At 37.3% G+C, this 24101-nt stretch carries 20 protein-coding genes and 1 tRNA gene; 10 read left to right on the forward strand and 11 right to left on the reverse strand.

Annotated elements, in window-relative coordinates; translation table 11 throughout:
• Positions 1-22: 22 nt before the first annotated feature.
• The 3 genes from recJ (at position 23) to HW347_RS02730 (ending at position 3685) form a co-directional block, all read left to right on the forward strand.
• A complete protein-coding gene (gene recJ, locus HW347_RS02720) occupies positions 23-1711 on the forward strand; it encodes a single-stranded-DNA-specific exonuclease RecJ (RefSeq protein WP_214610409.1) in 1689 nt (562 codons plus the stop codon).
• Complete coding sequence (locus HW347_RS02725) at positions 1708-2094, forward strand: VOC family protein (protein ID WP_214610410.1); 387 nt, start codon at positions 1708-1710, stop codon at positions 2092-2094. Before recJ ends, HW347_RS02725 begins: the two co-directional genes overlap by 4 nt.
• A gap of 331 nt (positions 2095-2425) precedes the next feature.
• A complete protein-coding gene (locus HW347_RS02730; RefSeq protein WP_155595453.1) occupies positions 2426-3685 on the forward strand; it encodes an MFS transporter in 1260 nt (419 codons plus the stop codon).
• Here the strand turns inward: HW347_RS02730 and HW347_RS02735 are convergent.
• Together HW347_RS02735 and HW347_RS02740 are read right to left on the reverse strand one after the other, a co-directional pair.
• The gene (locus tag HW347_RS02735) at positions 3675-4448 is read right to left on the reverse strand and encodes a UDP-2,3-diacylglucosamine diphosphatase (protein ID WP_214610411.1); all 774 of its coding nucleotides are present in this window, start codon (positions 4446-4448) and stop codon (positions 3675-3677) included. The genes HW347_RS02730 and HW347_RS02735 overlap by 11 nt on opposite strands.
• Positions 4449-4487: 39 nt before the next feature.
• On the reverse strand, positions 4488-4940 hold the full coding sequence (locus HW347_RS02740; protein WP_214610412.1) for a 6-pyruvoyl trahydropterin synthase family protein: 453 nt from the start codon (positions 4938-4940) through the stop codon (positions 4488-4490).
• An 87-nt stretch (positions 4941-5027) separates the two neighbouring features.
• Between HW347_RS02740 and HW347_RS02745 the strand changes: the two genes are divergently transcribed.
• Positions 5028-5669 (forward strand): 2OG-Fe(II) oxygenase, encoded by a 642-nt coding sequence (locus HW347_RS02745; protein ID WP_214610413.1) that lies wholly within the window; start codon positions 5028-5030, stop codon positions 5667-5669.
• 179 nt (positions 5670-5848) lie between these two features.
• Here HW347_RS02745 and HW347_RS02750 read toward each other — a convergent pair whose 3' ends face one another.
• The 3 genes from HW347_RS02750 to HW347_RS02760 are packed head-to-tail and all read right to left on the reverse strand — an operon-like array spanning position 5849 to position 8500.
• Complete coding sequence (locus HW347_RS02750) at positions 5849-6616, reverse strand: enoyl-CoA hydratase/isomerase family protein (RefSeq protein ID WP_214610414.1); 768 nt, start codon at positions 6614-6616, stop codon at positions 5849-5851.
• Positions 6617-6654: 38 nt separating this feature from the next.
• Positions 6655-7989 (reverse strand): MATE family efflux transporter, encoded by a 1335-nt coding sequence (locus HW347_RS02755; protein WP_214610415.1) that lies wholly within the window; start codon positions 7987-7989, stop codon positions 6655-6657.
• 10 nt (positions 7990-7999) lie between these two features.
• The gene (locus tag HW347_RS02760) at positions 8000-8500 is read right to left on the reverse strand and encodes a GNAT family N-acetyltransferase (protein WP_214610416.1); all 501 of its coding nucleotides are present in this window, start codon (positions 8498-8500) and stop codon (positions 8000-8002) included.
• Positions 8501-8550: 50 nt separating this feature from the next.
• Here HW347_RS02760 and HW347_RS02765 point away from each other — a divergent pair, with 50 nt between their 5' ends.
• Together HW347_RS02765 and HW347_RS02770 are read left to right on the forward strand one after the other, a co-directional pair.
• Positions 8551-9351, forward strand: coding sequence for a universal stress protein (locus HW347_RS02765; protein ID WP_214610417.1), 801 nt, complete (start codon positions 8551-8553; stop codon positions 9349-9351).
• 74 nt (positions 9352-9425) lie between these two features.
• Positions 9426-9502, forward strand: a tRNA-Ala gene (locus HW347_RS02770).
• Positions 9503-9553: 51 nt separating this feature from the next.
• Here HW347_RS02770 and HW347_RS02775 read toward each other — a convergent pair.
• The 6 genes from HW347_RS02775 to HW347_RS02800 all read right to left on the reverse strand — a co-directional run bounded on the left by HW347_RS02775 (position 9554) and on the right by HW347_RS02800 (position 18909).
• Entirely contained in the window at positions 9554-10900 is a 1347-nt protein-coding gene (locus HW347_RS02775) for an exopolysaccharide biosynthesis polyprenyl glycosylphosphotransferase (RefSeq protein ID WP_214610418.1), read from the reverse strand.
• 532 nt (positions 10901-11432) lie between these two features.
• Positions 11433-12692, reverse strand: coding sequence for a purine-cytosine permease family protein (locus HW347_RS02780; protein ID WP_214610419.1), 1260 nt, complete (start codon positions 12690-12692; stop codon positions 11433-11435).
• Between the two features lie 22 nt (positions 12693-12714).
• Positions 12715-14157 carry an aminoacyl-histidine dipeptidase gene (locus HW347_RS02785; protein WP_214610420.1) on the reverse strand — a complete coding sequence of 481 codons (1443 nt, stop codon included), beginning with the start codon at positions 14155-14157 and terminating at the stop codon, positions 12715-12717.
• Complete coding sequence (locus HW347_RS02790) at positions 14158-15426, reverse strand: cytosine permease (RefSeq protein ID WP_214610421.1); 1269 nt, start codon at positions 15424-15426, stop codon at positions 14158-14160. It abuts the gene before it with no gap.
• Between the two features lie 2 nt (positions 15427-15428).
• The gene (locus HW347_RS02795) at positions 15429-16481 is read right to left on the reverse strand and encodes a M29 family metallopeptidase (RefSeq protein ID WP_214610422.1); all 1053 of its coding nucleotides are present in this window, start codon (positions 16479-16481) and stop codon (positions 15429-15431) included.
• A gap of 70 nt (positions 16482-16551) precedes the next feature.
• Entirely contained in the window at positions 16552-18909 is a 2358-nt protein-coding gene (locus HW347_RS02800) for a TonB-dependent receptor (protein ID WP_214610423.1), read from the reverse strand.
• A 119-nt stretch (positions 18910-19028) separates the two neighbouring features.
• Between HW347_RS02800 and HW347_RS02805 the strand changes: the two genes are divergently transcribed.
• The 4 genes from HW347_RS02805 to HW347_RS02820 all read left to right on the forward strand — a co-directional run bounded on the left by HW347_RS02805 (position 19029) and on the right by HW347_RS02820 (position 24090).
• Complete coding sequence (locus tag HW347_RS02805; protein ID WP_214610424.1) at positions 19029-20258, forward strand: hypothetical protein; 1230 nt, start codon at positions 19029-19031, stop codon at positions 20256-20258.
• A 517-nt stretch (positions 20259-20775) separates the two neighbouring features.
• Positions 20776-21660 (forward strand): UDP-2,3-diacylglucosamine diphosphatase, encoded by an 885-nt coding sequence (locus HW347_RS02810; protein WP_214610425.1) that lies wholly within the window; start codon positions 20776-20778, stop codon positions 21658-21660.
• Positions 21661-22674, forward strand: coding sequence for a glycosyltransferase family protein (locus tag HW347_RS02815; protein WP_214610426.1), 1014 nt, complete (start codon positions 21661-21663; stop codon positions 22672-22674).
• Entirely contained in the window at positions 22675-24090 is a 1416-nt protein-coding gene (locus HW347_RS02820) for a GH1 family beta-glucosidase (RefSeq protein ID WP_214610427.1), read from the forward strand.
• Positions 24091-24101 lie beyond the last annotated feature (11 nt).

The following is a 24101-nucleotide window of genomic DNA, read 5'->3' on the forward strand; positions in this document are numbered from 1 at the left end:
GATACTTAAACTTTCACACCCTATGCGCTGGACTATTAAACCCAAACCTCAACAGGACGCTATTGACCAATTGGCTAATGCGCTCAAGGTTGATGATTTAGTGGCTCAACTTTTATTACAAAGGGGTATAACTACTTATGAGGCTGCTAAGAACTTTTTTCGTCCAGAGTTAACGCATTTGCATGACCCTTTTTTAATGAAGGACATGAACATTGCGGTAGAACGTATTGAAGAGGCCATTGCCAATAACGAAAATATTCTTGTTTATGGCGATTATGATGTGGATGGCACCACCTCAGTAGCTTTGGTTTCTTCCTATTTACTAAGCTATTACCCCAACGTTGCCACTTATATTCCAGACAGATATACCGAAGGGTATGGAGTTTCTTTTAAGGGTGTGGATTTTGCCGAAGACAATGATTTCTCGCTTATTATAGCGCTAGATTGTGGTGTAAAGGCTATTGACAAGGTGGCTTATGCGAAAGAAAAAGGAATAGATTTTATTATTTGTGATCACCACAGACCCGGTAATTCGCTACCAGATGCTGTAGCGGTTCTTGACCCTAAACGTGATGATTGCAACTATCCATACGATGAACTTTGTGGTTGTGGCGTTGGTTTTAAACTGATTCAAGCATTAGGCTCTAGGCAAGGAGAAACTATTGAGGACCTCATTCCTTATCTTGATTTGGTTGCTACGGCCATTGGTGCAGATATTGTGCCGATGACAGGTGAGAACCGCGTATTGGCCTATTTTGGACTTCAGGTAATTAACACCAATCCTAGAATTGGATTTAAGGCTATCATCAATCAAATAAAAAAATCGGTACTTACTATTACAGATGTAGTGTTCATTATCGCTCCGCGGATAAATGCCGCTGGCCGAATGGAACATGGGCAACATGCTGTAAACCTGTTGACCGAAACCAATTTCACTCAAGCCGAAACCTTTGCCGCCCAGATTGAAAAATTCAACATGGACAGACGTGGACTCGACAAAGAAATCACTGTAGAGGCTCTTGAACAGATTCTTGATAATAAAGAAGAAGAACGTTTTACTTCTGTAGTTTACAGGGATTCTTGGCACAAAGGGGTAATTGGTATTGTGGCTTCTCGCCTTACCGAAACCTATTACCGTCCAACATTGGTCTTTACTAAAAGTGGCGATAAGTTAGCAGCTTCCGCACGTTCCGTAAAAGGTTTTGATGTTTATAACGCCTTACAGGGCTGTGCAGATTGCATTGAACAGTTTGGAGGACATAAATATGCAGCCGGACTTACATTACTTGAAGAGCAGTTCGAAAACTTTAAAGCACAATTCGAAAAAGTAGTCTCCGAAACCATAGACCCAAAATTATTGATTCCAGAAATCTCCATAGATGCTCAATTGGATTTCAAAGATATTTCACCAAAACTGATGCGTATTCTAAAACAGTTCGCTCCTTTTGGACCTGGTAACATGACTCCAACGTTCATGTCCGAAAATCTCATAGATACAGGCTATGCAAAAGGTGTAGGTGAAGATGCTGCACATCTTAAATTAGCTGCTACGCAAAACGGCATTGGCCCAATAGGTGGTATCGGTTTCAATATGGGCGATAAACTCCCCATAGTGGCCAACAAGAAACCTTTTAGTGCTGTCTTTTCTCTAGATGAAAATGAATGGCAAGGAAATATCAGCTTGCAAATGAAACTAAAAGACATACAATGAAAATAGAACACCTAGCCATATGGGTATCTGACCTTGAAGCCACGCGGCATTTTTACGAACATTACTTTGGTGCTGTTTGCGGAGAACGCTATCACAATCCAAATAAAAACTTCACTTCTCACTTTCTAAGTTTTGATGAAGGCTCTCGATTAGAGCTCATGCACAAACCGGAAATTACTAAAGCATCAGATTCTACGGAAGAACATTTGGGCTTTATTCATTTTGCCCTCTCCGTAGGTTCAAAAGAAAAAGTAGATGCCATTACCGAGCAACTAAGAACTGACGGATTTCAGATTCCTGGTGAACCAAGAACTACGGGAGACGGTTATTATGAAAGTGTTATCCAAGACCCAGAAGGCAACCGAATTGAAATTACCATTTAACGGATTTCTTACTACGTAGTCCATCGATAATCCCTTTATAAATTAGGCTTCTAAGGGTTTTTAATCGTTTGCTCTAAATCAAATTACAAACTCCTTGGTTGGTTTTGATTTCTACAGTCTTTAGAAAGCATATAATTATCACATTTCGCATTTAAAAAAGACCCGTTCGTCGATGAAGTGCCCTTTCACAATGAATTCAAGACTTTAAAAAACTGACTGCTCAGTCGGTTTTATGAAATAGTAACCTAAACGGCTTTTTGTATTTTAAGCGTACCCTTCATCGGATTATAATAATACCTTTACGGCTTATTTTTAGCGAAAAAGTATTTCTATGGATCCTTATGCAGCCTTACGTTATAAAGAATTCAACATCTTTTTGTTGGTACGGTTTGCTATGGTATTTGCATGGTCTATGCAGTTTATTGTTATAGAGTGGCAAGTATATTCCATGACAAAAGACCCTCTTTCTTTAGGTATCATCGGACTTATGGAAGTGATTCCGGCCGTATCCATGGCTCTTTTTGCAGGGCATATTGTAGATCAAAAAGAGAAACGCAATCTTTTAATAAAATGCATTTTAGGTTTCTCTGTAATCAGTTTTGGGCTCTTTATGCTCAGTTGGCCTTCTATGGAAGATAAGCTAGAAACTAAAACCATTTTATACGGTATTTACTTTTTGGTTTTCCTAGGTGGTATTGTTCGCTCGTTTCTTGGACCAACCATATTTTCTTTAATAGCCTTAATCGTTCCTAAGAAAATATATCCCAATGCTGCCACATGGAGCAGTACTACTTGGCAATTGGCTTCCGTTTTAGGACCTGCTTTAGCTGGGTTTTCTATTAGCTGGATTGGCGTGCATTGGTCTATGTGTCTCATTTTTGGTTTTTCCATAATGGCATTGATATCTCTATTTCAGATTTCGACAAAACCCATTCTTAACCCTAAGATAGGAGAACCTGTCTTTGAAAGTTTACGAGAAGGACTTCGGTTTGTATTCAGCACCAAAGCTGTATTTGGAGCATTGACTCTGGATATGATAGCCGTACTCTTTGGTGGTGCGGTAGCGCTTTTACCAATCTTTGCACAAGATATTCTGCATGTAGGCTCAGAAGGCTTTGGTGTTTTGAGAGCCGCACCAGCAGTTGGCGCAGCACTTACCATGTTGGGGTCTACGCGATTTCCGCTACATAAAAATGCTGGCAAGAAATTACTTTTTGCCGTATTTGGTTTTGGCCTCTGTATGATTGTTTTTGGCCTATCTACCTACTTCTGGCTTTCAGTAATCGCCTTATTCTTAAGTGGTGCCGTAGATGGCGTTTCTATGATTATTCGTCAGACGATATTGCAACTCAAGACTCCAGATAACATGCGAGGGCGTGTAGCTTCCGTTAATTCTATGTTTGTAGGGTCTTCTAATGAACTAGGGGCATTTGAGAGCGGGGTAACAGCAAAATTGATGGGTACGGTAACCGCAGTGGTCTTTGGTGGTGCTATGACTTTAATTACGGTGGGTGCCACAGCTATTGTTTCACCTTCATTTAGAAAACTAGACTTACAGAAAGATATTGATGAGCACGAAGCTAATGAGTAGGTTCGTATTTTTCAAGGCTTAGCTTTTCCCCATCAAAAACAGCATAGGTGTAATAATGAATCCAATCGCCTAAATTGGTGTATTTTGAATTCTCACCCACCTCTATTTCCATAGGCAAGTGACGGTGACCAAAGATAAAATGGTCATAATGTTCTGTTTCTAGCTTACGCTTGGCATACTGTACCAACCATTCATTGTCCTCCCCTAAAAACTTGGCATCATCATCTCCTGAAATCAATTTATTCTTCACAGATAGATATTTAGCAACTCGTACACCTATATCTGGATGCATCCATCTAAACAGCCATTTAGCAAAAGGGTTGGTAAACACTTTCTTCATGCGTTTAAAACCAACATCATTAGGTCCTAGCCCATCTCCATGGCCAACAAAAAAAGAAACTCCGTTTATATTAAACTGCTGTGGTTTATGAAAAACAGGAATATTAAGTTCTTCTTCAAAATAACCATCCATCCACAAATCATGATTTCCAACAAAGAAATAAATAGGAATTCCAGAATCGGATATTTCAGCTAGTTTTCCCATTGTACGGGTAAAACCTTTGGGTACTACGGTTTTATATTCCGCCCAAAAATCAAAAAGATCGCCCATTAAAAAAATGGCAGCGGCATCTTCTTTGATTTCATCTAACCAAGCAACAAATTTCTTCTCACGCGGTCGGCTTTCCGCCATAGTTGGCGCACCTAGGTGGTTATCACTGGAAAAATAGACTTTTTTGCCTTGAGGAACGGTAATGGTTTTCATCTGATGTCAAATATAACGAATACCCTTTTTAGGAAGGTGTTATTGATTATCGGATGCATACCACTCGGCAAACGAAGTATCGGTCTCTTGAAGTTTTAGCGAATGTAGACTAATATTTTCTGGAAGTCTAGCGCCTATTTTTTTTGAGAAATCGATGACCATATTCTCACTTGTGGGCTGATAATCTGCCAAAATAACGCTGTGCCCTCTATCGGTCAATTCTTTTGCCAACTCTACATGGGGCGTGTTTTTATTAAAAACAGTAGCATGGTCAAACTGGTCCACAATTTCTTCTTTAACGATTTTTTTCAAATCACCAAAATCGATAACCATACCCTGCTTTACATGGCTTGTATCTGTAATTGGACGACCAATTACCGTTACCGATAATTTATAGCTGTGGCCATGCACATTTCTACACTTTCCGTCATAGCCGTAAAGCGCATGTCCGGTCTCAAAATTGAACTGTTTGGTGATTCTAATGTTACTCATGAAATAAGATTGTTCTGCAAAGGTATTCAATTTGTAAAACCAATTCGTTTTAAGATTACATTTGCCGGCTTTTAAATTTTGTCCTAAGTGGAAGAACTGTATAATCAATTAGACTTTGCGGTGAAACCGCATTACGAAAAAATAATTTCTGATATCCTAGAAAACGGCTACAGTGTAGTTGATGATTTACTTTCCCCTGTCACTGTGAACGCCCTGCGTGCAGACCTTTTAGAGAAATATGAAGATGACTTGTTTAAAAAAGCAGCCATTGGAAACCGACTAAACGAGGTAATCCAAACCGGTATACGAGGTGATTTTATTCTTTGGATGGATGAAAATGTAATAAATACCAGCCATAAATTTTTCTTTGACCGCATTAATGATTTAGCCTCTTATCTTAATAGAACCTGTTTTCTTGGCATTATGAGAAAAGAATTTCATTACGCCGTTTACCCTGAAGGCAAATTTTACGCAAGACATCTGGACACTTTCCAAAATGATGACCGACGAAAACTTTCTATTGTCTGCTATTTAAACGAAGATGACTGGCAACCTGAACACGGTGGCGAATTAGTACTTTATCTAAATGGAGAAAATGGTGAAATACCAAAAACCATTTATCCGCTTCCTGGCAGAGCTGTAATTTTTGAAAGTCGAGATATAGAGCACGAAGTGAAGCCTGCAAAACGCGAACGGCTGAGCATTACTGGCTGGTTAAAAACCCGCTAATCCATTTAAATAAAGGGAAACTACCTCCTATACCTTCTTTTTGTGCGAACGCGATTTACAAAGTATATAACTACTACAAAAAGAGCGAGAAGTGGAAAAACAAGGTCGCCATTCAGGAAATCTAAAATATTCATAACTGAGATTTAAAAAAGTAAAACGTTAACGGCAGTCGGTTATTGTTATTTTTTGAATTTAGATAATGCATTACGGGTAAACTCTGAAAGTACCAACCTACCCGTAATAGCAGCGCGCTCTACCAAAAGGTTATTCCAATGGTCCGTACCCTGCCAAAGTGCTTTCTTCCATTCTTCAATGGCTTCTGGATTGTAATCGGCTAGTTTTTGTACATGAAAATCTAGCTCCTTATCCAATTCCTTTATATCATCAAAAACTTTAGAAAAGAGTCCCTTTTCTTGTGCCCAATAGGCACTCTTCCATTCGGTAGGTGCCAATGAAAGCTCAGAAATAGCGGCCGTTCCTATTTTTCGTTCCACAGCTGGAGCAATGACTAACGGAGCAATACCAATAGTAAGCTCGGACAACCGTATTGATGCCGCCTCAGATGCATACACATAGTCGCATGCAGCTGCGAGACCAACACCACCACCCACTGTTTTGCCTTGAACACGACCAATAATGACCTTTTTACATTTGCGCATGGCATTGATTACATTGGCAAAACCACTAAAAAACACCTTGCCCTCTTCTAAATTAGAAACCGCCATAAGTTCATCAAAAGATGCACCTGCACAGAAAGCGCGGTCTCCTTCAGATTTCAATATAATAACAGAAATATCATCATTATTAGAGAGTTTATCAACCTCCGCAGTCAAACGGCCCAATAGCTCAGCAGTAAAAGAATTGCTGGCCGGATGACCAAACTCTATAGTGGCTATCTTATTATCAATTTTGATGTAAAGACTTCCGTTTTCTCGGGTGGTTCCCATAATTGTGATTTAAATGTTGAACAAATGTATCATCAAAATTAATTGTTTTGCACTAGAGGCCGAAACTTTCTGATAAACTTAACGACCAGAGCACCCCCACGGATGACCATCCACACGGTAAAGGCAATCCAGATTCCGTATAAACCTAAATTCATGTACTTTCCTATAAAAAGAACAGGAACAAAGCCTAAAAAGGTAGCTGCCAACAGCGTGTTTCGGAGGAATTTCATTTCGCCCATCCCTTTAAAAATTCCGTCAAAAATAAAGGCAACGGTATTCATGGGCAAACCTAGAATAACAATAAAAAATATGGCATAAAAAGCGTTAAGCACTACTGTTTCCTTAGAAAAAATAAGACCTATAGGTTTATAAAATAGAAAGCCGGCCACCATTAATATTACACTTACTAGCAAGCCATACAGCATTATCTTTTTTGCCAATTGCCACAAACCCTTGTAATTTTTCTCCCCCAAAAGCCTACCGCCCATAATATTTCCGGCAGCGGAATACCCATCAATAAAAAAGGCGGAGAACAGCCATATATTGATAGCAATAGTATGTGCACCAATAAATTTAGGGCCCAGTTGCGTTGCCTCACGAACCGCCAATATCAATGCCGTATTTAATGCCAAAGCACGAACGAACAGATTAAGACTCATGACCACCAACCTACCCAACTCATCATGAACCGGTAATTTTAATTTAAGACTAATATCTGTCTTGGTAACCAGAAGTACAAAGGCCATAACTGCCATGATTCCCTGTGCCAAAAGACTTGCCCAAGCCGCTCCTTCTAAATACATGGGTTTAATAAACCCTTCTATTCCGTAAACAAAGGCAAAATCCAGTCCAACATTTAGAACGGCCCCAACAATAGCAATCAGCATGGGATAGTAGGTATTCTGTAACCCGCGAAAAATACCCATAACGGCAAACACAAAAAGTGTGAGCGGAAAGCCCCAAACCCTTATAGAATAGTAAGAAACGCAATACTCTAGAATCTTGCCTGTGGCATTAAGCAGTTCAAAAATATCTTTGACGATAAAAATAGTAGACAACAGAACGACAATACTCAACCCTATATTGAGAAAGATGGCTTGCGCCGGCAACGTTTTTACCTCTTCTATACGTCCGGCACCTAAATATTGAGAAATAATGGCCGATATAGCACTACGCGTCTGACCTAAAATCCATATTAACATGGAAAGAAAAGAACCAACAATACCCGCTGCAGCTAACGATTCTAGTCCATCTACAGGAATATTACCCACAATAGCCGTATCCGTAATGGACAACAGCGGTTCTGCAATACCTGCAATCGTTGCTGGTATCGCTAATTTATTAATGGACTTAAAATTGATTTCGGCCTTCAAGGGGCCAAAATTACAACACTAATTCATAACAATGAAAGGGATGCTCGCTCTGTTTGGGAAAGAAAATATCGCCCAGACGCTCAAAACCTCTAGTCTCATAAAATTTCTGGTTTCGCTTATTTTGGCTAAAAGTATCTAGCCGTACCGAAGCAAATGAATTTTTGCGCGCATAATCTTCCGCAAAGGTCATCAGTTCTTGGGCGTAGCCCTTACCTTGTAAATCAGGATGTACCGAAACTCTATGTATGTAAATATTCTTGTCCGATGGCGTTAACCACTCAATAGGCACATATTCTTCGTCCATTAGTGTGGAGAGGACAATAGTGCCAATTATTTGTCCGTCTTCTTCCAAAACATACAGCTCTCCTCGTTCAATATCTAACTGAAAAGCCTCTTTATTTGGGTAATCTTCGTTCCATTGGTAAATACCATTTTTAATCATTGCAGCGGCACATGCTCTAGTAATGTTGAGAATTTCAGGTATTTCCGATAACTTTGCTGACCTTACCATTTTTAGAATACTATTTTAATTGTAAATTTAAACGATAAATCCAATAACATATGAAACATATACTAGTACCCATAGGTATTTCTCCCGATGCACACCAAACTTTACAATACGCTGTTGATTTTGCTGAGCAATTTGGTTCTCGAATTTATGTAATGGAAGTTTTTAATGTTTCTGTGGGAGCTGGTAAAAGTTTGGCCAACGTTACTAAAAAAGTAGCAGAAAGCGGAAAAGAACGATTAAAAGAAGTAATTGATAAAATTGATGCGAAAGGCGTTAATATCACTATTGCCACATATAACGGCAGTATTGTAGATGGTTTAAAGGATATAGATAAAGAACTAGGGATAGATCTTATTATTATGGCTCCAAGAAGTAATGATGTTACCGAAGAATTATATCTAGGAAACACTTCTGGGAAAATTATTAAACAGACAGATATACCAACTTTAATAGTTCCTAAAGGCAGCGTAATGACACCGCCAAAAACTATTTTAACGGCTTTTAAATCAGGTATTCTTAAAAGAAACCGTATTCTGAACCCATTATTGGATATCAAAAAGAAGTTTGGCTCTACTGTAAACTTACTTTTAGTAAAAACACCAGGTTACTCCGATGATGATTTACGAATAAATACCGCATTGATGGATGCGAGTTCGCAAATAACAATGACAGAAGCTCCTACTACCTATCTTGGCGTACTAGAGCGTTTTGAATCTCAGCAACCAGATATGTTATGTGTTTTTAGACACAAAAGGGGGTTCTTCAAAAAACTTTGGGAAAAGAATACCATACAAAAATCTGAATTTTCATCCCGAGTTCCTGTACTTGTACTGAGCGTAAAAAAGGATTAAATAGGCAGCAGTAATTACTTGGCTCACAATTTTGATACTTAGTATAAAAGTATTTTCTTTACGCCAGCCTAAAAGGGGGATTAGCTCAGCTGGCTAGAGCGCTTGCCTGGCAGGCAAGAGGTCACCGGTTCGACTCCGGTATTCTCCACCAAAAAAACCATCAATTTTTTATTGATGGTTTTTTTATTTATATGATATCGTATTAATATGCCTTTTCCTCTCCTCGTACCGCATTGATTACCGTCGAGAAAATAATACTTAAATCAAGGCCTAAAGACCAGCTTTCTGTATAAAATATATCTAACCGAATACGATTCACGATATCTGCTTTTTTAATAATTTCTCCACGATACCCTTTAATCTGTGCCAGACCAGTAACACCTGGTTTTACAAAATGTCGTACCAAATATTTATCTATGGATGTTTCGTACTTCTCTGTATGCGACTCCATATGTGGTCTTGGACCAACAACACTCATCTCTCCAAGAAAAACATTAATAAATTGTGGCAGTTCATCAATGCTAGTTTTACGCAGTATTTTGCCTAAACGAGTAACCCGCATATCATTTTTAGTCGCCATAGCCGTATTAGCTTCTTTATTCACCGTCATGGATCTAAATTTATAGCACCAAAAAGCCTTTCTGTTTACACCATTTCTTTTTTGCTTGAATAACAACGGCCCTTTAGATTCAGATTTCATTAAAACGAATAATAATGGAGTAAGCCATGATAGGACCGTAAGAATAACAAACGATGAAAAAACAATATCAAAAGCTCTTTTTATAACTGGTGCATAATCTAACTCAAGAGGAGATTTCCTCATCGCTAGCACAGGTATTGTATCGTACAGTTGAATTGACATAGACCGAGAAAAAATTTCTTTGTTGTCTGGGATAATCATCAATTTCTTAAGATTGTTATCTGCAAAGGTTACTAAATACTCGAGCTCTTTTTTTGATAATTTTGAAGCAATACAATAGATGTAGTCAATGTCATTTTCAAGAATATATTTAAAAGAATCGTTCATCTTCCCCAAATAAGTAGGGCTCCCAGAAGTACGGTCATCAAAAAAGCCTTTATATCTATAACCAAGTTCCGGCTGGTCAAAAACCTTTCTTATTTTTTTTAAATTTCTATCCCTTCCTACGACCACCACATTTCTGAAGTTACCACCGTACAATCTATATTTTGTTCTAATCCAATAGAAAAATGACCTGTAAGCTGTTAAAAAAAAGCAAATAATAAGGAAGACCGAAGCACGATATTCAAAAGTATAAACACCATTATTTTTAAAACCATAAAGCGCGAAGTAGGATAGTCCAAAAAGGCCTAGCAACTTAAAATATCTAGCAATATTGGTTTCAAACCGTTCCCTTCGCTCTGTAGGATAATAGTTGAAACTAAAGGTAATGATGAGCCAAGCTAAATTATAATAAAGCACATTACTCCCTGCCAGATATGTTGCCGGCGTCATAAAGTAAAGAACACTATTGATTATAAAAAGATGTACAAGAACAGAGAAAGGAATAACTAGCAAAGACTTTTTCATAAGCATGAATTTTTCAAGTTGAAAAAATAAATAGTTTGCACTATCACCTACAATAATTGTCGTCTACCTCGTGATAATATATTGGCCCCGGTTAAAGCTCAATCATATTATTTTGCACTTGAATAGACTTTGGCAAAAAATGAATACGTAATGAGTTCAAATAAAAAAACATGGGGGAAATAAATTTAGAAAATCCATATCAAGCCATCGCAAGCTTAATACTTTTTTCTATACGTAACATAAGTAGGTGTGCTTATATGACTTAAAATAAGTACATATTTATCAGATATTGAAGCAATTTGAAGAGTTGTTTTTAACGTTATGGAGATATCAATGCATATTCATCAATACAACACAGAAAAACGTAGGAATTATTAAAATAAGAAGTCAGTATTCTAATATGAGACATAAAATAGCCTACAAAATCAGAGATTCTATAATTAACATTTCATTAAGAAATTAAGAGAGGTGTTGCTACGTTGGGGATGAACACATGAAAACCTATTTTTTTAGGTAATAGCCAAGGAAATTATTAGTTTGCTTTTCTTATTTCCTTCCAATTTAAGAGGGTGTATATTAACCCTCCTAACAAAAATGAATCTATAAAATAGGCGTGGGTCAATTGAAAGATCTCTAAATAGGTCAAAAAAGTGATACCAGAACTTACAACCCAACTAATTAGAGCTGCAGGTTCCCAATCTGTAATTTCGTTCAGCTCATACCGTTGGTTTTTTACCCAGAAAAAATTGATGATATAAATTGCTGAAATCGATGGGGCGAGAACACCTAACAAATTTAGAAAATCGAAAAGGTATTGCGAGAATTCTAGCAATGCCAAGCCAATACCCAAAACACTTGCAATAATTACTATTTTTTTAAATGACCACTCTGTCTTTATCGTAGAGAATGTCAATACAGTTGAGTACAGATTACTAGCATTACCGACCCAAGTAGATACCAGTAAAAGAGCGAATGCAGGTAAAATTAAGCCGAATTCCTGCATCACCTTAATAATATCAACTTCCCCTGTTTGTATAGATGGTATGGCACTAAATGTCAAAGCCAACGGAAACCCAATGGTAATACCTAAAACAGCAATCATACTTTGCTTGTCATTATAGATAAATCTAGAAAAGTCTGCCATCATTACAGGAAAAAGTATAGAAGAGCCTATCAATATAGAAATAGCTTCGAACAGCGTCATCTTCGGATTTTCTGGTACCCAATCTAACAGCTCTTGAAAAGACATTCCGTTTTCAAATGAAACGTAAATCACGTAGCATAAAAAAAGCGTCAAAAATGGCACGGCTATATTCGCTAGTTTTTCTAGACTTTTAATACCAAAGAAAGTGGTCACCGTAATTAAGGCACCCATAACAATTACAATTGGCCATTTTGGTAATTGTAGTGATAGGGTATTGAGGGCAGTATCTACTACGGCAACAGATAAAAGTTCTAGCGCTACAGAAAACCAACCCAAAAGGGTAATACCGAAAATAAAATTTATGATTTTTGCTCCTTGTTTTCCAAAACTAAAATGGAGAATCATGTATGTAGACAGTCGCGAACGATTACCAATTTTGGTGGTAATTAAACACATAATGGTCAGCACCAAAGTTGAAAGTCCGAATGCCCAAAGAGCATTCTTAAACCCCACACTCAAAGCTACCTCAGAACCTAAATATAAAATAGGTAATGTTAGCCCTGTACCTGCAATAATAACAGCAATTAACCACCCAGATGTAAAGTCTTTCGACTGTACTTTTGTGTTGGTATATTGGTTATCTGCCATTGTATTTATGTATTAAAACGAATTATAAGTTCTTTAATATTTCGGTAAGAAACTTCCAGAATTTTTGTGTTGAACTAATTTGCAATCGTTCTTCTGGTGAATGGGCTCCTAGAATATTAGGGCCAAAAGATATCATTTCCATATCAGGATATGTGCCAGATAATATACCAGTTTCTAAGCCTGCATGTATAGACTTCACTGCGGGTTTTACTCCATTTAATTTTTCGTAAATAGCTACTGCCGCATGTAAAAGCTCACTATCAGGGCGAGGTTCCCAACCAGGGTAAGGTCCTATTTCAAGTACGTCACTTTCATTGAAAATACCTGTAATGGTTTCTATAATTTCTAAACGCTCTTTATCTACCGAGCTTCTCGCATGACAGGCAATCGTATACCTACCTCCTTCTAATTTAATAATAGAAATACTGTTAGAGGTCTGTACCAAATCTGGCATTTTAGGGGTAACTCTATATACCCCGTTCGGTATCGATAGTAAACCGGAAAGCAAATAATCATGTGCATCCTTGCTCATTACAGATAGCGTAGTTGCCGTTTTTGTAGTCGTAATCGTCAATGCCGAATCTGTTGCAGCATACTGCTGTCTACTCTTACTTTCTAAGGCTTTCAGTTCACTTATAAATTCATCTAATTCTGTGGTTGGTATCGCAACTACAGCGTTACAATCTCTAGGTATTACGTTGGTTAACGTACCACCGTGTACAGACTGTATTCTACATTCTAACTTAGCAGTGAGTTCTTGTAGGCATTCTGCCATTACTTTAATAGCGTTGGCGCGATTAAGGTGAATATCTACACCCGAATGACCCCCAATTAAATTACCTACAGTTATGGTTTGCATTTCATAGGCAGCAGCGTTTAAAGTTTCTGTAGCGTAAGTTCCCTTAATTTCTACATCGGCACCGCCAGCGCAACCTATGGTTATTTCATCATCTTCTTCAGAATCAAGATTTAGTAGTATTTTACCCTTTAATTGTTTGTTGGTCAATGCCATGGCACCTGTCATTCCCATTTCTTCATCTATGGTAAAAAGCGCTTCTATCGGCGGATGAACCAAGTCGTTTGAAGATAATACGGCCATTATTGCAGCAGAACCTATACCATTATCTGCACCTAATGTGGTTTCTTTGGCCTTTACCCAATCTCCATCTATGTACATTTCAATACCTTGGGTAGCAAAATCAAATTTAGATCCAGCTTCCTTTTGGTGTACCATATCTAAGTGACCTTGTAATACAACAGTTTTATGATTTTCTTTTCCTGCGGATGCTGGTTTTTTGATTATGACGTTGCCTATATCATCCACTATGGTTTCCAAACCCAATGAGTTCCCAAAGGCAATCATGAATTGAATGATTTCTTCTTCTTTGGTGGATGCCCTAGGAATTGAGTTAATTGACTCGAAATGTTGCCAAATGGCATTAGGTTTTAAATCGTTAAGAACCATTTACTTTATTATTTTTTTAAGGATAAGGTATAAGATGAAAGCCACTAAAAAGGAATCGAAAAATGAAATGGTAGTTAATGTCATATAATCGTATGCACCTAAATAGGCCACAATACAGGCTACGATCCAACTAATACCAGCTGCTAAGTCAAAATTAGGAAGGCTGTCAAAATCTTTTAAATCATAATTTTGCTTTTTCACAAAAAAGAAATCCGCAATAAAAATAGCCGATACTGGCGGAATGAAAATACTCGAAATATTAAGGAAATCGATAAAATAGCCGGTAACTCCTGCAATTGCCAAAATAGTACCGATAGCACTTGCAACAAGCCCTATACGCCAATTACCCTGTTTTGTAAAAATTGTGGAAAAGGTAAGTACTGTAGAATATAGATTTGCAGAATTGGTTGTCCAAGTCGAGAATATTAAAATAAGTAAGGCTGGTAGCGTTAAGCTTAAGCCTATCATAATTTTCATAATATCGATTTCACCAGTAGTCAAACTTGGTATACCACCTGCCAATAATACAATTGGGAACCCAATGGCCAAACCCAAAACTGCCAATAAACTATCTTTATCTGTTCTTGCGAATCGAGAATAATCTGGCATAAGCACGGGAGTCAATATCGCCATACCTACCACGGCAGAAATGGCTTCTCGAATTCCTATTCCGCCAGAACCTTCAAATGCAATTATAACATCCCACTCGCTTCCTCCTAAAGAGGTAAACAGTACAAACACCATAAATATGAGTAGTAACGGTACCGAGATATTAGATAACTTTTCCATTGCCTTAATACCGTAAAGTGCCGTCAATGTCATTAAAGCACTGCCGATTAAAATACTTATCCAGGCGGGAAAATTCCATCCTAATAACTGTGTAAAGGCATCGTTTAATGAGGTTCCGAAGATTTCAATAGTTACTGCATACCAGCCTAATAGTGTTACACCTACAATGACATTTATGAGTTTTGCCCCCATTTTACCAAAAGGAAAATGCAACAGCATATAGGTAGATAAGCGTGTACGGTTACCAATTACAGCGGTAATACCACATAGCACACTAAGCACAAGACAGACACCTACAAAAATCCAAATAGCGGTACTCATACCTACAGATTGGGTTACTTCTGCACCTAAAAACAGTACGGGAAGCGTAATACCAATACCAACGATAATACCAGCGATACGAAGACCATGAACGGTCTTTTCTTCGGGTACTTTCGTTCTGGAGTAATCGTCGTTTCCCTGTTCTGCTTCAATTGACATAGTTATGCGCCTATTAGTTTCTCTGCTAAAGGTTTTAAATCTGGATGCGTATATACGCCATCTTCAACAATCTGTACATCATCAAGGTAAATACTTACTTTACCCACAATACCATCAAAATGAGATTTAGCTACTTGACCTAACGGAGGCATATCCATCGGACTTGTATGACCGAAGCCAAAATCTACGCCACCCCACACACGTTCGTCTTCTACAACCTCTCCTCGCATTTTACGAATACTAGGGTTAAGACCAAACATATTATGCGATATTTTGTACATATTAGGATCGTTGAATGATGCAAGGTACTCCTTAAATTTCTCTGCCTCTGCGGGCGTACCCTTTACATCAGCAATCTTACTATCTTTCATTACAAATTCTATTCGGTTATCGGTACCGTAAACATTTGCATTCATTAAAAGATCAAAAACAATGGTGCCATTCATGCTTTCTATCTTAGGAACCATGTTTACATACCCCGGAGCGGTACCAAATTTAGGCATAGAGAAGTCGCCATCGTCAATATCAAACGTATAATTTAGGTCAATGTCATAAGATACATCTGTACCATTATCGCTAGTAATGCGAATTGTTTTACACTTCAAAACCATGTCACGGACCTTATTAAGCATTTCACCTAGATCTGCTACTTTGTATCCTGTAAAAGTTCTTAAAAGGGATTGCACGCTAGAGTCGGCAATAATTAAATAACGTAACCTTTTGTTATTTTTAAAAGCATTCTCCCAAATATCAGAATATAAAAGGATGGTGGAATTACACTCCAACCAAACGTCTACATTACTTAAAGCTCCAGTTAAAGCCTCTGCTGGCCAATCTTTCATACCTGCTTGCCCGTCTTTTTCTGCTTTAGGCATCCAGATTAATAAAGGTTTACCTCCAACGGCATAAACCGCCTCGGCAAATGCGTTCATAAGTAAAGGGTCGTTACCTGAATCTGCTGTTATAGCAACTGATTCCCCTGCTGTTACTTTAAACATATCTTGCATGATTACCTTGGCTACCAAGGCACGTTCTAAATTGTAATTGGTGCTCATATGTATTTTTATTTTGTTGAAAAAAAGAGTGCAGAAAATTCTAACTACACTCCCATTTATTGAAAAGTTATTAGAAGCTTACTGAAACCGAAGCACCATAGGTGGCCGGTCTTCCTCTCCATCCAAGATCATCAAAGGCACCAAATAAAGAGCTTGGTACATACTCCGTATAATACTGTTTGTCTAAAATATTATTCCCCCAGATGGTGAATTTTACGTTGTCAAAAGAAATGGATGCTCTGGCATCCAAAAGTTGATAAGCACTTGTAGTAAAAGCATCAGAATTATTTTCATCCCAATAGGTCTTACCTGTACTATTTAAGTTGATACTACCATCAAAGTTTACTTTTTCGGTCAGTGCAAAACTAGACTCTAAGCCTATGTTAAAGTTGTTTTGAGGCACAAAGGGAGTCTTTTTTCCGTTAAAAACATTCAAATTTGTAGCTGTACCATCTGCACCACCAGTGGTTCCGCCTTCCGTAATTTCAGAATCTACAAAACCATAGTTAGCTAATAAATCTAAATACTTAGACAATCTAAGTTTTGCATCTAACTCAAAACCTATGATTCTACTCTTATCATAGTTATAGTTACCAGGGTAAAATGTATCTAGATCAAATATGTACTGCTGCTGATTAGAAAAATCAGTGTAAAAAGCAGATCCGTTCAGAATAAAGCGGTTGTTCCACATTGATGTTTTAAAACCGAGTTCAAAATTATCGGTCAGTTCATCTTCAAAATCCCTATTAAAACGATCGGTTACTGCGGGATTAAATCCACCTGTTCTGTATCCTCTACCGTAGTTAGCATATATTAAAGCATTTTCTGTAGCTTGATATGATAAGGAAGCTTTTGGCTGTATAACATTGTTAGAACGGTCAAAGGTATCCCCAGACAAACCGTCTTCTTGTTTAAATGTGTCATTGTCATAACGGAAACCTGCAGAAGCAGTAAGCTTATCAGTTAATTTATAATCAATAAAACCAAATACCGCATAAGTCGTTGTTGTATTTACTACGTCTGCAGCAATACCATAAAAAAGTTGGTTTAAATCAAAATCTCTATTAAGTCCGTCTTGGAAAAAAGGCTTTTCTATATCCTGATAAAAACCACCTGCGCTCCAGTTAATTTTACCTTCCGATGCTACATTGCTTAATCGTAGTTCTTGATTAAAAGTTCTTGTTTCAGCAGTTTCTCCCTGAGTAAAATCATCAAAAGGTGTGAAATCTAAATCTCCACTTAATGATCTATCAACATAGTTATACGAGGTAATACTTTGAATCTTAACCTTACCGGGAGTATAGTCCAAAGAAAGGCTTCCAAATGCATTTCTAATATCCGATTTACCTGGCTCATCATGATTTATAACATTATTGCCTTTTTCAGGATCAGGAGAAAGAGGACCACCTGGAGCACCGTCAACAAATACATTGCTTGTAGGATTTACAGAATAGTAAGCCGCTCCTCCACTTACATCTATAAATTGCATCGTGGCGCTAGCCTTGAAATTATCTGTTATTCTTGCAATAATTTGTCCCCTAGCATTGAATTCTCTAGAAAAATCTACTTTTTCATCATCAAATTCATTGGTCAATAGACCATCAAAGTTCTTGAACTGTGTAGAAAGACGGTAGAATACCTTATCCTTTTTAATTGCACCCGAAGAAACAAACTGCGTTAATAGCGCATTGGCATTTCCATATCCTAAGGTTAGATTGTTCTTAGTAGTATTTACAGGCTCTTTAGAGTAAATATTAATGGCCCCACCAATAGCATTCTTTCCGTAAAGTGCACCTTGTGGTCCTTTTACGATTTCAATCAATGCCAAATCGAACAATTCTTGGTTCAACAAACTAGGATCAGGAATGGTAACCCCATCTATTACAAATGCAACCGGTGCATCTGCGTTTCGTATTTGAGGAATACCTCTGACCGTTAAAAAATTAATACCGGCAGCTTGTGAGCTGTTCAGTTTTAAGTTAGGAACCAATTTAGCAAAGTTGGTAACGTTATTAATTCCGTTTTTTTCGATGCCTTCTGCATTTAATGCGGTAACCGACTCAGGAATAGACTGTACAGATTCCGTACGTTTTCTTGCACGTCCTACCACACCGGCAAAACCTGTTACTTGTACACCCTCTAATTGTTGGGCGTCTTCCTCAAGAACAACATTAAGTACATTGCTCTCCTTTAATGGAATCTCTATGGTTTTGAATCCTATATAAGAAAACACTAACGTAGATTGGCCATTTACGGCTATTTCAAAACTTCCGTTAAAATCTGTTGTAACACCATTAGAAGTGCCTTTTTCTACAATATTAACTCCTGGCAAAGGCTCACCATCAAAGTTTACTGTACCACTTAAGGTACGTTCTTGACTCCAACTTATAATTGGAATCAACATTAAAATAAATAGTAGTTTTTTCATAAGTGACTGGCTTAGATGAACATTGGATTATTTTATAAAAGTATGAGACACACATTCTTATCAGTTATTTATCGTTATTAAAACATTATTTCATAATTTTAAATAATAAATTGGAATTTATGAAAAAACAGGAATTTTTTGGATTACCCCTTACGGCTGCATATTTTGAAATTTTCCTAGATGAATTAGAGGAAACCTTTAAAAAAAAGCATGGAATAAAAGAGATACCGAAATCTATGCAATTTTATGGGTACGGAAATTACGATTCTGAGAGACCAAACCTTAAAGAAGACCTAGAGCATATTGGAAGTGATTTTATTAATGGAAAGTACCTTTATGACAAGGTTAGAGACTTTAGAAAAGGAAAACCGATTATTAAACTCAACCAATATTACAAATCTGTATTGCTTTTGTATTTGGGATACGACTCCGTAGAAAGTTTTCTTGACGAAAACAGATTAGAGGGTTTAAAGGAGAAAAAGCAGCATGCTCTACTCTACGATGAAACTGCCAATAAAACCTATTACTATTTGAATTACTATTCTGGTGAAGATGACATTATATTAAAAGGAGAAACCACCGTTTCTAACAACTGGAAGAAAATTAAACATACCTATGTCTACCCCCAAGAAGATGGTTCAACAAAAGAACACTACAACTTTGGAAATATCATAAGAAGAGAAGATACACTTCATATATCTTCCAAAACACTACTTGACGGAAAATTGGTAGAAGGGGCAAGTGAGATATACTATATAGGTCATAGCGAGCCTTCAAACGTAAAATACTTAATTGGCACCTATTGTACTTTTGACATCTATACAAACACAGTGGCAGGGCAAAGTATTCTTGAACGGTGTGAATCTAAGGAAGATATGGAGGAAAAATCTAAAGACCCCCATATCCCTCCTTATATTGCTATGGAAGTCAGAAACAAGCGTATTGTAAACAAAAGTATTGTTCCAAAACATTTTCTAGAAATTTCAGATGAAAGTCCGTATGCTTCAATTTATGAAAGTCTGGCTGGCTCATATACGTTAACTTTCTTTTTTCCTGATGGTTTTATAGAAAAGCTCCATTTCAAAATATTACCTACCAATTATAAAATGGTAGTTCAGACAGAGAATGTCTACTTTGAGAAAGACAATATGGATTTACTTAACAAAGGGTCCGTAGTTCATTTTAACTTGGATTTATCTGGCATTATTGCTTTTGACCACGTAGATATATATTTCAAAACCTACTTTCTAAAAGATGATAGCGAAAAACAAGACGGTGTTTTTAGCGGAATAGATAATGAGAACAGATTGGTTAGTGGATCAGTAACTATCAATTTTAATAAATCTTAGAAGGCTAGATGCTGCATACAAAAATTATCAGACCGTACTTCTTGCTTTTACGGTTTACATCAGCCTATAGTTTACATAATGATAGCTTGATATTAAGTTAACTTTTTAACGACAGCTTTTAACGAATTTTGCACTGTGATTATTTGAGTTAATCTAGTTTGAGTTAGTTTAGTAAACCGATGCACGTCTCATGCATCGGTTTTTTCTTGTTTAAAATACAGTACTCCTGTTCAAATCATTGTCTACGGACAATTTCAATAGTAGCTTAAAGAAAAGACAGAACACCTCTACAGCACCAATTTTGAAATGTAAAGATTAACTAACAAATTGTTAATCTCCAGTTTACGGTCTATTCAACTAAAAGCAGAACCTTTATCCAAACTTGTTTTCTAATTATGAAGATAGTTATCATCTACCTATCGACCCTAGTGGCAAACCTTCTAATCTCACAACTTAGAAGTTACTTTTCGCCCTTAAAATTCAAGAAAATTAGAAAGCACAGCCAGCAATTTATACAATGAAAAAAAGACCTGTTGATATTGTTGTCATTTCAGACATACACCTTGGCACTTACGGTTGCCACGCAAAAGAGCTCATCCAATATCTAAAATCAATAAACCCAAAGCAAGTAGTCTTAAACGGAGATATTGTAGATATCTGGCAGTTCAATAAACGATACTGGCCCAAATCTCATATGAAGGTGGTAAAGCTCATAATGGAGTGGATTACCAAGGGCGTAAAAGTGCACTACATTACCGGTAATCATGATGAAATGATGCGCAAGTTTTCCGGATTTAATCTAGGTTCTTTTAGCATTGTTAACAAACTGGTATTACCGGTTCATGGCAAAAAGGCCTGGATTTTTCATGGGGATGTTTTTGATGTTACCATGCAACACTCCAAATGGCTGGCTAAACTGGGAGCTATAGGATATGACACCCTCATACTCATAAACAGTGGGGTAAACTTCTGTTATAAGAAGTTAGGAAAAGGTCCTGTTTCCATGTCTAAAAAAATAAAGAACAGTGTGAAATCTGCCGTGAAGTTCATTAATAATTTTGAACAAACTGCAGCTGATATTGCCATAGAGAACGAATTTGACTATGTCATCTGTGGGCACATTCATCAGCCTGAAATCAAATCTATTGAAACAGATAACGGTTCTGTAATGTATCTAAATTCTGGAGATTGGATTGAAAACCTCACCGCGTTAGAATACGTTAAAGGCGAATGGACATTATATAGATATGAGGATGACAAGCACATTCAAGTTCATAATTCAGACAGTAATGACCACGTTGAAATGTTGGAGAAAAAAGAGCTTTTTCAAAGTTTAATGGCGGAATTCAATGACATGGTAACATCAAAAGTGAGCAAAGACCAACCTCAAAACACACATTAGATGAAAGTACTCTATGCTATACAGGGCACTGGAAATGGGCATCTAAGTAGGGCCCGAGATATTATTCCCGCTTTACAGAGAAAAAATGTTGAGCTAGATATATTGGTCAGCGGTACCCAAGCAGACATTAAGCTGCCTTACCCTATAAAATATCAACTAAGTGGTTGGAGTTTCATTTTTGGAAAGAAAGGCGGTGTTGATATGTGGCGCACCTACTTAAAAACAAATGCCGCTAGAATTAACAAGGAAATTAAAAGTATTCCTGTGGCGGAATATGATTTGGTCATAAACGATTTTGAACCTATATCTGCGTGGGCCTGCAAAACTAAGAACTTGCCATGTGTTGCTCTTAGTCATCAATCCGCCGTTTTATCTCGCCATGCTCCTAAACCGAAGCAAAAAGACCATCTGGGAAAAATTATACTAGAAAAGTATGCGCCCTCTACTTCCCAATATGGATTTCACTTTAAGAATTATGACGATAACATATTTACACCCATCATTAGACAAGATGTAAGGTCTATAAAAACAACCCCTGGAGAACATTACACAGTTTACCTTCCTTCCTATAGCGATGAAAAAATCCTAAAAATGCTCTCGAATATTAAGGATGTAAAATGGCAAGTATTCTCAAAGCATAACCAGAAAGAGTTTATCTCAAAGGACATAACCATTAGCCCCATCACCAACGAAGCTTTTGTTCATAGTATGGCAGAAAGTAAAGGTGTTCTCTGTGGTGCTGGGTTTGAAACCCCTGCCGAAGCTTTATATATGCAAAAGAAATTATTGGTTATTCCTATGAAAGGCCAATATGAGCAGCAATGCAACGCAGCAGCATTAAAGGATATGGGAGTACCCGTAGTCAAATCACTAAAAATAAAACATCTAGACAAAATCAAAAATTGGGTCTATACGGATACTAAGATAGAGGTAAACTACCCTGACCTTACAGATGAGATAATTGAATCCGTTCTAGAAGAATCTTTAACGTTCAAAAAAGACAAACAGTTTTAAATGACGCATACAAGTGAGCAATCAAACTTTGATTTGCAACCTGAAGATTTTGGAGAAGATTTTGTTTGGGGTGTTTCTACCGCTGCTTATCAGATTGAAGGAGCCCACGAAGCTCACGGAAAAGGAATATCTATTTGGGATGAGTTTGTAACTAAGAAAGGAACCATTTTTGAAAATCAGCATGGACAAATAACCTGTGATTTCTACAATAAGTATAAAGAGGATATTCTTTTAATGAAATCGATGAATATTGATCACTTTCGGTTTTCATTGTCCTGGTCTAGAATACTACCAGATGGGACAGGAAAGGTTAATCCACAAGGAATAGCATTCTACAACGACGTTATTAATTTTTGTCTAGAATGTGGTGTTACCCCTTGGGTAACCTTATACCATTGGGACTTGCCTCAAACCCTAGAAGACTTGGGGGGCTGGACCAACAGAAAGGTTTTAGAATGGTTTGAAGCTTATGTGAAAATTTGCAGTAAGCATTTTGGTGATCGTGTAAAGCACTGGATGGTACTTAACGAACCCATGGTATTCACCGGAGCAGGATATTTTTTAGGTGTACACGCACCAGGAAAAAAAGGGCTTAGAAATTTTATACCTGCTATTCATCATGCAGTTTTGTGCCAAGCTTTAGGAGGAAGATTACTGCGTAAAATGGTGCCTGGTGCAATAATAGGAACCACTTTTTCATGTTCTCAAATTACGCCACGATCAAATAGTAAAAAAGACCTTAAAGCAGCTGATAAGGCAGATACCCTTTTAAACCGACTTTTTATTGAACCTAGTTTGGGTCTTGGCTACCCGGATGAAAGTATTCCTGTATTACGAAAAATAAAGAAATATGAAAAACCAGAAGATGCTCAAAACAGTATTTTTGATTTTGATTTCATAGGTGTACAAAATTATACCCGAGAGGTCGTTAGACATAGTTATACCGTGCCTTATCTAAGAGCCAAAATCGTAAAAGCTTCCGACAGAAATGTCCAAACCACATTAATGGACTGGGAAGTTTACCCACCTAGCATCTATGAAATGTTGAAAAAATTCAACGCTTACGAAGGTGTGAAAAAAATACTGATTACCGAAAATGGAGCTGCTTTTGAAGACAGTTTGAAAGATGGAAAAGTTAACGATTTAGAGCGAACTTCCTATATCCAGAATTATCTAAAACAAGTGCACAAAGCCAGTTCAGAAGGAGTGAAAGTATCTGGATATTTTGTTTGGACCTTCACCGATAATTTCGAATGGGCCGAAGGGTATTACCCTAGATTCGGTTTGGTACATATCAATTTTAAAACTTTAAAACGGACCATTAAGGCCTCTGGAAAATGGTATCGTGATTTTTTAAGAAAGAAAGAACAAAAGGAAGTTTTTAAAACCAAAAAAACCGATGTCCCCATCGGCTAAATAGTATTCAA

It is taken from the genome of Zobellia barbeyronii (assembly GCF_018603515.1).
Lineage (GTDB): Bacteria > Bacteroidota > Bacteroidia > Flavobacteriales > Flavobacteriaceae > Zobellia > Zobellia barbeyronii.